The organism is Streptomyces sp. NPDC055239 (assembly GCF_053606205.1).
Genome location: NZ_JBSGRD010000001.1, coordinates 390461 through 403528, shown reverse-complemented (window position 1 = coordinate 403528; position 13068 = coordinate 390461). Strand labels below are relative to the sequence as shown.

Sequence of the window (13068 nt, the reverse complement as noted above, 5' to 3'; positions counted from 1 at the left end):
GCCGCGCCACCCACCTGTCGGCGGCGCGGCACCGAAGGGCTCAGTACCTGTCGTACTGGTCAGTCCAGGACCAGGTCGCCGAAGTGCACCACGGTGGCTTCCTCGTGGACGACGTTCAGAGCGTCGTCCACGGGTCCGTCGGCGGCGGCGATCCCTGAGCCGCCGAGGACGGCGATGGCGGCCAGGACCGTGGCGATGACAGCTGTGCGCAAGCGCATGGGGCAATCCTTTGCTCGTGGTTACGGAGATCGAAAGAAGGCCTATCCAGCCCGCTCGGACCGCACACGGGCTCCGGACCAAGCCCACTCGTCTGCAGGTGTCTCATGCCGCCGGTCGTGTTCGAGCGCGCGGAAGGGGAACCCGTATGGACGACAACACTCTCCTGGCAGAGCAGATGGCCTACGCGAAGCCCCCGCCGCGTGCCCGGATGTGAGCTTCTGAACTCACACCAACCGCCACAGATGATCCGCCGTGCCGTTGTCCTCGAACTGCACGACCTGCGCGCTGTTGGCCGTCGACATGCCGTCCACCCCGAGGACCTTGCCGCTGTGCCGGTTGCGGAGCAGGAACCAGCCGTCCCCCTTGTCGACCTTCTCCCAGCGCAGATGCTCGGCGCCGCTGTCGGTGAACTGAACGGACCTGGCAGAGTTGGCCGTTGACGCTCCTTCGATGCCGAGTGCCTTGCCGCTGTACCCGTTGCGCAGGGTGTACCGGCCCTCGCCCCGGTCGATGAGCTGCCACGCGTGGTCGCCCGTACCGGAGTTGTCGAACTGGACCACGCGGCCGCCGTCGTCCAGGGACATGCCGTCGACCGCGAGGACCTTGCCGCTGTGCCGGTTCTCGATCCGGCGGTAGGGCGGCTCGGGCGTCCAGGGGCGGCCGTCCGGGGTCGCCGTGGGGAACGCGGTGACGCGCAGGCGTGCCGCGCCCATCGGGATGAGCGTCACCTCCTCCTTCGCGCCGGTGGCACGGGCCGGGCTCGCCTGGAGCGGGGCCACCACGTGCTCGTCGTCCGCGACCCATTCCGCCAGGCGCCGGGCGCGGGCACGGATGCGTACCGGGACGCCCTCGTGCGTGAACGGGTCGCCGGTCAGCGGTCCGGAGTCGGCGGTGAAGGAGAGGTCGTTCCCGGGGGCGGGGGCGAGCGCGTAGTTCCACGGGGTGGTCGCGTGCACCGCTTGGTGGGGGAAGGCGTCCGTGCCCGCGTACCGCTCGTAGGACTCGCCGATGCGCAGGGAGTACGTGAGGGGGCCGCGGTCGATGCTGATCGCCCCGCTCTTCCAGGTGCGTACCTTCGTGCTCTGCGGCAGCTTCAACGTGACGCGGTCCCCGCCCCGCCAAGTCCGCTCGACCTCGGCGAAGGCCGGTCCGTGCGGGGCCTTCAACCTGGCACCATTGACGGAGAGTTGGGGGCTCTCGCACCAGCCGGGTATACGCAGCCGCAGCGGGAAGCGCACCGGCTTGTCCATGGTGAGAGTGAGGGTGACCGTCTCCTTGAAGGGGTAGTCGGTGTCCTCCGTGACCGTGACGGAGGTGGCGTCGGCCCCGACTTTCGCCGTGACCCGGCACGGCGCGTACATCGCCGCCGCCAGGCCGCGGTCCGGGGTTGCGAGCCACAGCTCCTCGGTGAAGTACGGCCAGCCCATGCCGTAGTTGTGCGGGCAGCAGCGGTACTGGTCGACGCCGGTCTGGAACGACTGCATCGCGAAGCCGTTCTGGAACTGCCCCTGCGTCTTACGGGTGTTGTCGAGGTCGACGCTGTTGGCGCCGGTGACGTAGTGGATGCCCTTTCCGGCGGGGTCGGTCGCCGCGGGCAGCATGTTGAAGGCAAGCTCCTCGCACAGGTCGGCCCAGACCGGGTCTCCGGTGATGCGGGTGAGGAGCTCATGGCTGGCCATGAACTCGACGGTGCCGCAGGTCTCGAAACCCTGACGGGGGTCGCCGAAGCCGGGGCGCGCGTTCTCGTCCCCCGCGAAGCCGCCGCCGGGGAACTGTCCGTACGTCCCGATCGCGGTCGCGTAGTTGCGGTACGTCGCCCGGGTGTGGGCCGCATCGCCGGAGCGCAGGGCGTACTGGGCGGGCTCGCGGAAGCCCTGGGCCACATTGACGTTGTGCCAGTCGGCGACGCCGCCTGCCCAGTCCACGCCGTGCTTGTGCATCTTGTCGGCGAGGTCGAGCAGGAAGCTCTCCCGGGTGCGGTTGTAGGCCCAGAAGGCGACGTCGAGCCCGTCGCCCCAGCGCTTGGAGACCCAGCTGGAGTCGAAGGCCCCGGGGCCCTGCGCGTTCATGAAGCGCATGAAACGCAGGACGAACGGCATGATCCGTTGGTCGCCGGTGAACTCCTCGTGCGAGCGCAGCGCCTGAAGGAGCGGCAGATAGGGCCAGAAGTCCGGGCCGCCGTTCAGTTGGGTGCGCAGTCTTCTCGGGCCGAAGAACCCGTCCGCTTCCTGGGTGGCGATGATCGCGTCGATCCACCGGCGGCTCTCCGCGAGGGCGGTGCGGTCCCCGGTGAGGGCGGCGAGGTCGACGTATCCCCGCAGCCAGTACGTCACTTCCTCCCACCCTTCCTTGTCCGGATGGACCCAGCCGGAGTCGTCGAAGGCGAGGAAGTGCGAGATCTCCGCGTACCGCCCGAACAGGCCGCCGAGCAGGAGGTCGAGCTGTCCGCGCAGCCAGCCGCGCGCGGTGACGCTGCCCACCGGAAGCTTCTGGAACGCGGTGGGGGCCAGCGGCGCGGCGTTCGGGCCGTACAGACCGCCGCGCGCCGGGGTCGCCGCCCATGCGGCGGGGCCGGTGACGGCGGTCAGGCCACCGGCCGCGCCGAGGGTGATCGCGCCGGATCGCTGGAGGAAGTGGCGTCGGCCGAGCTGCGTCATGAGTAGGTACCGTCCCGTCGTCGTCCGTGTGCGCTGGTGGCTGCCGTGCAGGGCGCTTTACAACGTTGGAAAACTGAGGCGTACGAAATCCCTGTCGCGCGCTAAATGACACGCGGCAACAGGGCAGTTGGCATCTCAGCACCGAGTGACGGGATTGTCCAGAGGGAGGGGAGGGAGGGACGGGGTCAGCCGTCCCTCCCCCGTGTGCTCACCAGTCGTGGACGGTTCCGTCCTGCAGTCGGTTGACCGGCAGATAGGCCGCTTCGTAGGGGTGGGCGGCGGCGAGCTCCTCGTCCAGTTCCACGCCGATGCCGGGAGCCTCGCCCGGGTGCAGGTGGCCGTCCGTGAACGTGTAGGCGTGCCGGAAGACCTCATCGGTGAGGCGGGTGTGGCCCGAGTACTCCTGGATCCCGAAGTTGTGCACGGCCAGGTCCAGGTGCAGGGCCGCGGCCATCCCCACCGGGGAGATGTCCTCGGGGCCGTGCACCGCGCTCTTGATCTGGTACTGCGCCGCGAAGTCGAAGAGCTTGCGCAGCGGCGTGACACCTCCGAAGTGAGTGACCGCGGAACGTACGTAGTCGATCAACTGCTCGGTGATCAGGGCCTGGTAGTCGTGCACGGTGTTGAAGACCTCGCCGATGGCCAGCGGCGTCGAGGTGCGCCGGCGCACCAGTCGAAGGGCCTCCTGGTTCTCGGCCGGAGTGCAGTCCTCCAGCCAGAACGGCCGGTACGGTTCCAGGTCCTTGCCGAGCCTGGCGGCCTGGATCGGGCTCAGCCGGTGGTGTGCGTCGTGGAGCAGCGGGAGCTCGGGGCCGAACTCCGCGCGGACCGCCTCGAAGACGGTGGGCGTGTGGCGCAGGTAGGCGTCGGTGTCCCAGTCCTCCACGAGGGGGTGGGCCTGCTGGTGCAGGACGGGTTCGCCGCCGTCGTCGGTGCTGTGCACGCCGTACACGGCCTTCAGACCGGGGATCCCTGACTGGATGCGCACCGCGGGGTACCCCTCGGCGAGCCTCGCCCGCACGGAGTCGAGCAGTTCGGGGATGTCGCGGCCGTTCGCGTGCCCGTAGGTGCGGATGCGCTCGCGGCTCGCGCCGCCGAGGAGCTGGTAGAGCGGCAGGCCCGCGGCCTTCGCCTTGATGTCCCACAGGGCGACGTCGACGGCGGCGATCGCGGCCATGGTGACGGGGCCGCGCCGCCAGTAGGCCCCCCGGTACAGGTACTGCCAGGTGTCCTCGATCCGGTGCGGGTCACGGCCGATGAGCAGGGGCGCGACGTGGTCGGTCAGATAGCTGACCACGGCGAGTTCCCGGCCGTTGAGGGTGGCGTCGCCGAGTCCGGTGAGGCCGTCGTCGGTCGTCAGCTTCAGGGTGACGAAGTTGCGGCCCGGGCTTGTGACGACGACCTTCGCGTCGACGATCTTCATACAGGTGCTCTTTCCGGTGCGATGCGGATATGTGGGCTGGCGGGGCTTGCTGCTCAGCCCTTGGTGGCACCCGAGGTCAGGCCTGCCACCAGGTACTTCTGTCCGACGACGGCGGCGATGACGACGGGGACGGTGATGAGGGTCGCGGCGGCCATGAGGCCGCCCCAGTCGGTGCTGGCGTACGAGATGAAGTTGAAGAGGGTCACCGGCACGGTCTGCGTGCGGTCGTCGGCGAAGACCAGCGCGAACATGAAGTTGTTCCAGCTGAAGACGAACGCGAGGAGCGAGGCGGTTGCGGTGCCGGGTGCGGCCAGGGGCAGAGAGATGCGCCAGAAGGCGCCGAACGCGCTCAGGCCGTCGGTGCGGGCGGCTTCTTCTAGTTCGACCGGAAGCCCGGCGAAGAAGCTGATCATGATCCACATGATCAGCGGCACGGAGACGAACATGTGGCTGAGCACGAGGACCGTGTAGGAGCCGACGAGCCCCATCTGCGCGAACAGGTAGTACCAGGGCACGAGCAGCGAGATCGCGGGAACGATGCGTGCGACGAGGATGAGCGAACCGGTGCGGTGCATGCCGAACCGGCCCACGGCCCACGCTGCGGGCACGGCGATGACGGCGGAGAGCACCGTGGACACCACACCCACAAGCAGGGAGTTGCCCATCGAGCGGACGATCTGCCCGGCTTCGACGATGCTGCGGAAGTTGTCGAGGGTGGGTTTGAACCACAGGCCCACGCTCGGGTCGGTCACCTGCACATTGGTCTTGAACGCGGCGGCGAACATCCATACGAGGGGCAGCGCGAAGATCAGGGTGACAAGGGCGATGGCCGTGCCGCGCAGCCATGTCCACTTCCTGCGCCCGCGGGCGGCGGGCGTGCCGGGCGGCCGGGTCGCGGAGGTGCTCGGCGGGCTGGTCGCGGGGGTGGGGGTGACGGTGGAACTCATGCGTTCTTCCTTCCGCCGCGGCGGCGCAGCAGGACCACGACACCGATGATGAACAGCGTGAACAGGACCAGGACGGCGGCGGCAAGGCCGTACTCCTGGTAGTCGAAGGTGAGTCCGTAGGCGTAGACGTTGAGGGTCTCCGCCTCGAAGTCGGAGCCGCCGCCCGCGCCCTTGGTGGCGTAGAGGATGTCGAAGGTCTTGAGCGCGTCGACGGCGCGCAGGACGAGGGCCGTGGCGAGGGTGGGGCCGAGCATCGGCAGGATGACGTAGCGGAAGCGCTGCCAGGCACTCGCGCCGTCGACGAGCGCGGCCTCCTCGGGCTCCTCGGGAAGAGTGGTCAGGCCCGCGAGCAGGAGAAGCGTCATCATCGGCGTCCACTGCCACACGTCGATGAGCATCAGCATCGGCAGTGACTGGCTCACCGAGCCGAGGAACTCCTGGCGGGGCAGTCCGATGCCCTCCAGCAGGTGGTTGGCGATGCCGTTGGTGGGGTCGAGGATCAGCAGCCACAGGACGCCGATCGCGACGGGGGTGGCGAGCAGCGGGATGATCAGGACGGTGCGCACAAGGCGCATGCCCCGGAACGGCTTGCGCATGAGCATCGCGAGCGCGAGGCCCAGGACCGTCTCAAGGACCACGGCGCCGACGGTGAAGACGAGGGTGCGGCGCGCGGCGGGCCAGAAACGGCGGGAGTCGCCAAGGGCGTCGATGAAGTTCTGCAGGCCGATATGGCGCTTGTCGGCGTTCACCGCGCCGAACGCGTCGGTCAGGCTCAGGTCGAGCGTGAAGGCGAGGGGGAAGACGATCATCAGGCCGACGAAGAGCAGTGCCGGGGCGAGCATCGCCCATTTCAGCCGCCGGTTGGCCTGCTCGAAGGTGCGCGGCGGCCGGGTGCGGCGCGCGTCCTTTCCCGGGGGCGGGGTGTCGGCGCGGGCCGGGGAGACCTCGGTGGCGGCCATCAGGACTCCTTGTGGCGGTTGTCGCGTACGAGGAAATCGGCGAACTCCGCGTCCGCGTCGCGCATGACGGGCCGCACGGACTCGCCGAGGATCGACGCGACCAGCGGACGGCCGACGATGTCCCTGGCCCGGCCGACCTGGAGGACCCGCGGCCGGTCGTAGCCGAGGCCGCGTTCGGCGTTGAGCCGCATCGACTCGGCGAGATCCTTCGGGAAGGCGGCGAGGGTCCGGGGGTCGGCCCATACGGAGCTGCGGGCGCCCGGGATGCCGTCGGACTGGAGAGCCGCGGACATCTCAGGGCCCGCGGCCCACTTGAGGAACTCCCAGGCGTCGTCGCGCAGGAGGGAGAACTTGTTGATGCCCAGGCTCCAGGAGGGGATGTTGTGCGGCTTGGCACCGGCCGGGCCCGCGGGGAAGGGGGCGAAGCCGACGGACTCGCGTACGCCCTTGGTCGCGACCTTCGGATCGAGGAAGCTGCTGTAGATCGCGTCGGCGTCTATGTAGAACGCGGCCTTGCCCTGCGCGAAGATCGGCATGGCCTGTTCGAGGCTCATGTTGGTCGCTCCCGGCGGTCCCGCTCTGTTCAGGAGCCCGCCGTAGTACTCGTAGGCGGCCAGGGCCTGACGGCTGCCGATGCCCGACTTGCCGTCGACGAGGAAATCGCCGCCGTGCGAGTACAGGAAGCTGGACCACTGGGACACGGCGCCGCTGCGCTGACCGCGGCCGACGTAGCCGTAGAACCCCTTCTTCTTCTGAGTGAGTTCCAGTGCGGACGACATCAGGGCGTCCAGGGTGCGCGGCGGGCCCTCGACGAGGTCCTTCCGGTAGTAGAGCGTGGGGCGTTCGGTCACCACCGGGACGCTCAGCACCTTGCCCTGCGCCACGGAGGCCTCGCGCGGCGCCTTCTGGAAGTCCGCCCAGGCGAACTCCTTGTCGCCCTCGACCAGGTCGGTGAGATCGGCGAGCCAGTCGTTGTGCGCGAAGACCAGCTGCTCCTGGAGCGCGCGCACCATCATGACGTCCACGTCGGTGCCCGACGCGTTGAGCTTGACGTTGTAACTGCTCGACAGCTGGTCGGCGGTGAGCAGGGTCATCGAGACCCGGCGTCCGATCCGCTCCTCGAACTCCTTCGTCCGCTGCTTGATCGCCTGCGACCACACGTGGTTGATCGCCATGATCCGCAAGGGGCTGCTCGCCGAGGGTGTGCCGCTCTGCGGCGAACAGGCGCTCGCCGCGCCCACACCGACGGCTCCCGCCGCCCCTGCGGTCAGCCTGCCGAAGGAGCGCCTGCTCAACAGCTGGCTGCTCGTGGACATCGTTGTCCTCGTCTCTGTGATGGGCGTTTCGGTGTGCGCCCCGATGGGTTTCTACGTCTCCCGAACCACTGGTCCAACTGGTAGGACCAGTTGGATCTGACGGGACCGTAGCAGGATGCGATCGCTCCCGAACAGCCCCTGAGGCAAAGATCCACACAACAGAACGGTCACGCCGGACCGGGCCTCACCCGGGGCGCCGATCCGCTCACTACGAGGGGGCTGCTACTCCCCCGCCCTGCCGCCCGCCCGCCGGACCTCCGCCTGCCCGAGCAGCGTCTCGATGTGGTTGCGCGCCATGATGTCCACCTGCACATCGAGGTCCGCCCCGTACGTACGCAGGCCGAGCCTCAGGTGCTCCCGCATCCGCACGGCCGCGAGTTCCTCGTCCCGCGCCTCGATCGCCTCGAAGATCTCCGGGTGATGCGGCACCCCGGGCTCCCCGATCGAGGGGTCCGAGTTCGAGCGGAGCATCATCTCGAACATCATCCCGCTGATCGACGACAGCATGATCCGCAGTACGGGATTCTTGCTCGCCACCGCGATCGCGTCATGGAACTCCATGTCCGCCTGCGCCTTGACCACGACGTCCGTGGCCGACTCCAGGGCGTCGCACGCGCCGCGCATCACCGCGATGTCCTCGTCCGTGGCCCGCCTGGTCGCCAGTTGGACCATCTCGACCTCCAACGGAAGCCGCGCCTCGATGAGTTGACGGACGGTGGGGCGCCCGGCGCGGTACAGCGCGTCGTACCCCCTAGCCTGCCCCGAGCTCTGCTCACGCACGAAGGAACCACGCCCCGGCGCGACCTCGATGAGGTGCTGTGCCTCAAGGCGCCGCAGCACCTCCCGCACGACATTGCGGCTGGAGCCGAACTGGGCCGCCAGCTCGCGCTCGGAAGGCAGCTTGGCCCCGACCGCGATCTCACCGGTACGGATCTCGTGTTCCAGCTGGCGTGCGATCCGCTCCGTCAGCAGGCCGCGCTCGGCGGGATCGGAAAGACGACCCGGCTGGGCGGAATCCGGCGACGGCGAGGGAGCGGACGGCTGCATGGTCGCAGCGTACAACCCGGCCCAAAGCCTTGATCACCGCGCGGGGTCGCCGGGGGTACGGCCCTCCACACGCCGCCGGGGTACGCACATCGGGGGTACGGCCCTCGTCACACCGGAGGTACGGCCCTCGCGCGCGTCGCGTGCGGCTGAGGGCCGTGCCGATGTCGCCGGACCGACCTACTGCCCCAGCTCCGTGAGCATCTTGAGCATGGCCTGGGATGTGCCGTCCTCGGGGTCGATCCCCTGGTCCATCTCCATGCCTTCGAAAGTGACGGGTTCGGCGCTGCGGGCGTACATGGCCTCCTCGTGCTCGGCGAGCGCGGCCTCGATGTCGTCGGGGCGCGCGGCCAGGATCCTGCCGAGTTCGGCGCCGTCGAACATCGCCAGGTTGGCGCCTTCGCCGTTCGGGGCCACCAGGTGGGCGGCGTCACCGAGCAGGGTCACCCCCGCCACCCGGTCCCACCGATGCCCGTGCGGCAGAGCGAAGAGGGGGCGCAGGACCGGCGCGATGTCGCCGTCGGTGATCAGCGCGGTGAGCTCCGGCGCCCAGCCGTCGAACTCCTGCGCGATCCGCGCCGACGCGGCGGAGGCATCGGCGAAATCGATGTCGGCGAACCATTCCAGCGGCTCGACAAGACCCACGTAGGCGTGCAGAGTGTCACCCCTCTCCCGGTGGGCGAAGAGCTCCCTGCCCGACGCGGTCGCGACCATCGCCCCGCCGCCGACCACCTTCGCGGCGGCGGGGTGCCGGGTGTCTGCCTCGAACAGGTAGGTCTCGACGACCGACTTGCCCGTGTACTCGGGTATGGCGGTGGAGAGCAACGGGCGGACCCTTGACCACGCGCCGTCCGCGCCGACCAACAAACCGGTGACGACGGTGCTGCCGTCGGCGAACGTCACCTCGTGGCGCCCTTCGCCGACGGTACGGGTGCCGCTGGCCTTGCACCCGAACCGCACGGTACCGGCGGGAAGCGAGTCGAGCAGGACCTGTCGCAGCTCGCCGCGCTGCACCTCGGGGCGTTCCCCCGTGCCGTCGTCGGCCTTGTCGAACAGGAGGGTCCCGTCCGGGTCGAGCACCCGCAGGGCTTGGCGGCCCTCCAGAACGAGGCCACGGAACTCGTCCATCACGTCGGCGGCTTCGAGGGCGAGTTGTCCGTTGTAGTCGTGGATGTCGAGCATGCCGCCCTGCGAACGCGCCGCCGGGGAGGGCTCCGCCTCGTAGACCGTGACCGGGATTCCGTGGAGGTGCAGGACCCGGGCCAGGGTGAGTCCGCCGAGCCCGGCACCGATGATCGTGACGGGGGTGTGCATGGTGGCTCCTCGGGGTCGAGGCCGCCGGTGATCTCCGGCGGCCGTTTCCGCGAAGGTGCCAGGACCCACCGACAGGCCACCGACAGCGGAGCTACAGCTCTCGACAGGCGACCGACACCCACCGTCATGGCTCCGGCGACGGGAACGGGAACAGGAACGGGCGGAGTCAGTCCGAAGGCGTCGGCTCCGCAGTGATCAGTCCCTGCCGGTAGGCGACACCCACCGCCTCCGTACGGCTCGCCGCCCCCAGTTTGGCAAGGATGTTGGAGACGTGGACGCTGGCCGTCTTGGGGCTGATGAACAGCCCCTCGCCGATCTGCCGGTTGCTGCGGCCGAGGGCGAGCAGGCGCAACACGTCCTGCTCACGCGCCGTAAGGACCGCGGCACGGTCCCTGGCCGGTACCGCCAACCTGCCACGGCGCACCAGAGCGTCAAGACGCTCGCGCAAGAGGGTGGCGCCGAGCCGGTCGGCCTCCTGGCGCACCGCGTCGACCTCGGCAGTCGCCTCATCGCGACGGTCGGCCGCGAGGAGGGCCTCAGCGAGACGCAGTCGGCACCGCGCACGTTCATAGGCGTCGCCGTACGCGAAGGCGGTCAGCGCCTTCTCCCAGGCCGCCACATCAGGACCGGACACGGCTCGTGTCCATTCGGCCTCGAGACGAGCCAACCACGCCTGTCCCTCCGGCCCTTGTGGCATGCCGTCCTCGCCGCGCGCGGCCGAGGCCCGCGCCTGTTCCACGAGTTCGGCAGCGGTGTCCGCCCTGCGCTTCGCCCCCTCCTCGTCACCGCGCATACGCAGCTCGGCCGCCGAGTCGGCGACCGCGGACAGCGCCAGAGCGGCGAGCCGGACCGTGGCGTCGGGCAACGTGCCCGTCTCGTCGGAGAGGGACTCGATGGTGTGGCGCATCGCCCGCACCGCCTCGTCCGGGTCCCCGCGCAGCGCGGCGGCGTCGATCCGCACGATGCCGGCGACCAGCGCGTTCTTCCAGTCGAAGTGCCCCTCGAGCAACGCTCGGGCGCGCTCGACCGCGCTGAAATCGCCGCGCGCCAGTGCCACGTAAAGGCCGGGCCCCGCCGTGAAGCCGCCCGCGCCGGAGTACGCCGCGGCGTCCTCGGCCGCGCCGCGCGCGCACTCGTCCCAGTGGCCGAGCGTGTACTGCACAAGGAGCCGCAGATACCGCATCTCCAGCGAATACGGCGAGGACAGCAGCCCGGAACGGCGGGCCCGGTCAAGACCCTCCGCCAACCACGGCAGGCCTTCCTCCAGCTCACCGGATTCGACGCTGCCCATGGCCAAGTTGAACAAGGCGCGCATTTCCACATGTGCGTTGCCCGCCCGCAGCGCCAGCTCCCGCGCCTCTTTCAGCTGCTCCCTGCCCCCCGGGGTGCGACGGTTGCTGTCCGCGTGGACCATCATGGAGATCAGGAGGTCGGCCCGCGCGTCGTCGACCCCCAGTTCAGTGGCGACACGCAGAGCCTGGTGGCCGACCCGTCGCGCGGTCTCGTCCTCTTCGCTCTGGCGCGCGGTGACCATCATGTACGTGGCCGCCGCCCACACCCATGTCGCCGAAGGGGGTTCGGCGGGGATCAGGGCGAGAGCCTCACTGCTGTGCGCGATGGCGGCCGACAGGTTGTCGACGCTCAGCAGGTTCCCGGCGAGCGTGTAGCGGACGCGGGCCGCGAGCTCCAAGTCGGCGTCCTGACCGAGACCGGCAAGCGCGGACCGCGTGAGCGAGACGGCGCGGTGCAGTTCCCCGGCGTGGGCGGCCGCCGCCGACGCACGCAGCGTGAGCGTCACGGAGTCGGTACCGGCGGGCCGACCGGAGGCACTGACCGTCGACCACAGGTCGAGGGCCGCTTCGATGTGCCGCAGCTCCTCGGCGGGGGCGCCTACGCGCTGGGCGTGGTCGGCGGCCTCAAGGGAGGCGGCGAGCGCCTCGGGCAGGTCGTGGTTCTCGCGGAAGTGGTGGGCGCGCTCGGCCGCGCTGCCGGACTGGCGGCCACGCTCTGCGAGCAGACGCGCGAACACGCCGTGCAACCGGGCCCGTTCACCCGGCAGGAGATCGGCGTAGACCGCCTCCCGCGCGAGCGCGTGCCGGAAGGAGTACGTGTCACCGTCACCGGGGACGAGCAACTGCCGCTCCGCCACCTCGCGAAGGACCGCCTCAAGCTCCTTCTCGGGCAGCCCGACGGCGTCCCGCAGCAGATCGTGACTGACCCGGCGCCCGGCGACGGCCGCGGTACGCAGCACCTGCTGGGCGGTCTCGGACAGCTGCTCGACCCGGATGAGCAGGACGTCGGCCAGACCGCTGGGCACGCCACCGGCCGGAGTGTCCGTGGCCGCGACCAGCTCCTCCGCGTAGAAGGCATTGCCCTCGGCGCGCTCGACGATCCGGCGGATGGTGGCGTCCGGCAGAGAATCGTCCCGCAGGGAGCGCACGAGGCGGGCCACATCCGTGTCGGGCAGCGGTTGAAGTTCAAGCCGCTCCACGGCGGGCAGCCGCACCAGCTCGGCAAGCAGGGGACGCAGCGGGTGGCGGCGGTGCAGGTCGTCCGCACGGTACGAGGCGAACACCGCGAGCCGGTGGTCGTTCGAGCCGCCGGTCGGCCGCTTGAGCACACCTCGGCTGAGCAGGAACCGCAGCAGGTCGCGGGATGACTGGTCGGCCCAGTGCAGGTCCTCGATGACCAGCAACAGCGGGGCGATGTCCGTGAGATCGGCCAGCAGAGCGGCGATGTCCTCGAAGAGCCTCAGCCGCCTGTTCACGTCCCCCACGGCGTCCGTACCGCCGCCGAGCAGCCGCTCCGTCACCGGATGACCGCTGAGGACCGGGGCGAACCGCTCGTCCGCGGCCAGTGCGCCGAGGATCTCGGTGAACGGCAGATACGGCAGGCCCACGTCGCCGAGGTCGACACAGTGTCCGATGAGCACGCTCATCCCGGCCGCGGCGGCTCGTCCGGCGACCTCGTCGAGCGCCCTCGTCTTGCCGACCCCGGCGTCCCCGGAGATCAGCACCGCGCGTGCCTCGCCGGCGCGGGCTCGCTCCAGTACGTCAGCGAGACGGTCGAGTTCGTCTTCCCGACCGATGAGTTGGCTGGTGAACTGGGTATGCGACACGTTCCACATCCTGGCACACGAGTTCGGTACGCCTCCGTGGCCGACAGTCGCTGCACGTAGGCTGGCCCGGA

Annotated in this window: 10 protein-coding genes; 1 reads left to right on the top strand and 9 read right to left on the bottom strand. The window is 70.0% G+C overall.

The window, feature by feature from the left end; genetic code table 11:
* Positions 1-59: 59 nt before the first annotated feature.
* From ACWFRJ_RS01655 to ACWFRJ_RS01630, 6 genes are all read right to left on the bottom strand, one after another.
* The gene (locus tag ACWFRJ_RS01655; RefSeq protein WP_453523956.1) at positions 60-218 is read right to left on the bottom strand and encodes a hypothetical protein; all 159 of its coding nucleotides are present in this window, start codon (positions 216-218) and stop codon (positions 60-62) included.
* Positions 219-443: 225 nt separating this feature from the next.
* Positions 444-2876, bottom strand: coding sequence for an RICIN domain-containing protein (locus ACWFRJ_RS01650; RefSeq protein ID WP_453523954.1), 2433 nt, complete (start codon positions 2874-2876; stop codon positions 444-446).
* A 208-nt stretch (positions 2877-3084) separates the two neighbouring features.
* Positions 3085-4299: a D-mannonate dehydratase ManD gene (gene manD / locus ACWFRJ_RS01645; protein WP_453523951.1), complete on the bottom strand. Its 1215-nt coding sequence runs from the start codon at positions 4297-4299 to the stop codon at positions 3085-3087.
* A 53-nt stretch (positions 4300-4352) separates the two neighbouring features.
* Complete coding sequence (locus ACWFRJ_RS01640) at positions 4353-5246, bottom strand: carbohydrate ABC transporter permease (RefSeq protein WP_453523948.1); 894 nt, start codon at positions 5244-5246, stop codon at positions 4353-4355.
* Positions 5243-6205: a carbohydrate ABC transporter permease gene (locus ACWFRJ_RS01635; RefSeq protein WP_453523945.1), complete on the bottom strand. Its 963-nt coding sequence runs from the start codon at positions 6203-6205 to the stop codon at positions 5243-5245. The genes ACWFRJ_RS01640 and ACWFRJ_RS01635 overlap by 4 nt, the downstream gene beginning before the upstream one ends.
* The gene (locus ACWFRJ_RS01630) at positions 6205-7380 is read right to left on the bottom strand and encodes an ABC transporter substrate-binding protein (RefSeq protein WP_453523942.1); all 1176 of its coding nucleotides are present in this window, start codon (positions 7378-7380) and stop codon (positions 6205-6207) included. The genes ACWFRJ_RS01635 and ACWFRJ_RS01630 overlap by 1 nt, the downstream gene beginning before the upstream one ends.
* Here ACWFRJ_RS01630 and ACWFRJ_RS01625 point away from each other — a divergent pair.
* A complete protein-coding gene (locus ACWFRJ_RS01625; RefSeq protein ID WP_453523939.1) occupies positions 7379-7621 on the top strand; it encodes a hypothetical protein in 243 nt (80 codons plus the stop codon). The genes ACWFRJ_RS01630 and ACWFRJ_RS01625 overlap by 2 nt on opposite strands.
* Before the next feature lie 122 nt (positions 7622-7743).
* Here ACWFRJ_RS01625 and ACWFRJ_RS01620 read toward each other — a convergent pair whose 3' ends face one another.
* The 3 genes from ACWFRJ_RS01620 to ACWFRJ_RS01610 form a co-directional block, all read right to left on the bottom strand.
* On the bottom strand, positions 7744-8568 hold the full coding sequence (locus ACWFRJ_RS01620; protein ID WP_453523936.1) for a FadR/GntR family transcriptional regulator: 825 nt from the start codon (positions 8566-8568) through the stop codon (positions 7744-7746).
* Between the two features lie 177 nt (positions 8569-8745).
* The gene (locus tag ACWFRJ_RS01615) at positions 8746-9879 is read right to left on the bottom strand and encodes an FAD-dependent oxidoreductase (RefSeq protein WP_453523934.1); all 1134 of its coding nucleotides are present in this window, start codon (positions 9877-9879) and stop codon (positions 8746-8748) included.
* Between the two features lie 166 nt (positions 9880-10045).
* A complete protein-coding gene (locus tag ACWFRJ_RS01610) occupies positions 10046-13006 on the bottom strand; it encodes a helix-turn-helix transcriptional regulator (RefSeq protein WP_453523932.1) in 2961 nt (986 codons plus the stop codon).
* Positions 13007-13068 lie beyond the last annotated feature (62 nt).

Bases quoted from the DNA above. Each gene is read 5' to 3' on its own strand.
- ACWFRJ_RS01655 (WP_453523956.1), bottom strand. From the start codon at position 218: ATGCGCTTGCGCACAGCTGTCATCGCCACGGTCCTGGCCGCCATCGCC.
- ACWFRJ_RS01650 (WP_453523954.1), bottom strand. From the start codon at position 2,876: ATGACGCAGCTCGGCCGACGCCACTTCCTCCAGCGATCCGGCGCGATC.
- manD (WP_453523951.1), bottom strand. From the start codon at position 4,299: ATGAAGATCGTCGACGCGAAGGTCGTCGTCACAAGCCCGGGCCGCAAC.
- ACWFRJ_RS01640 (WP_453523948.1), bottom strand. From the start codon at position 5,246: ATGAGTTCCACCGTCACCCCCACCCCCGCGACCAGCCCGCCGAGCACC.
- ACWFRJ_RS01635 (WP_453523945.1), bottom strand. From the start codon at position 6,205: ATGGCCGCCACCGAGGTCTCCCCGGCCCGCGCCGACACCCCGCCCCCG.
- ACWFRJ_RS01625 (WP_453523939.1), top strand. From the start codon at position 7,379: ATGATCCGCAAGGGGCTGCTCGCCGAGGGTGTGCCGCTCTGCGGCGAA.
- ACWFRJ_RS01630 (WP_453523942.1), bottom strand. From the start codon at position 7,380: ATGGCGATCAACCACGTGTGGTCGCAGGCGATCAAGCAGCGGACGAAG.
- ACWFRJ_RS01620 (WP_453523936.1), bottom strand. From the start codon at position 8,568: ATGCAGCCGTCCGCTCCCTCGCCGTCGCCGGATTCCGCCCAGCCGGGT.
- ACWFRJ_RS01615 (WP_453523934.1), bottom strand. From the start codon at position 9,879: ATGCACACCCCCGTCACGATCATCGGTGCCGGGCTCGGCGGACTCACC.
- ACWFRJ_RS01610 (WP_453523932.1), bottom strand. From the start codon at position 13,006: ATGTGGAACGTGTCGCATACCCAGTTCACCAGCCAACTCATCGGTCGG.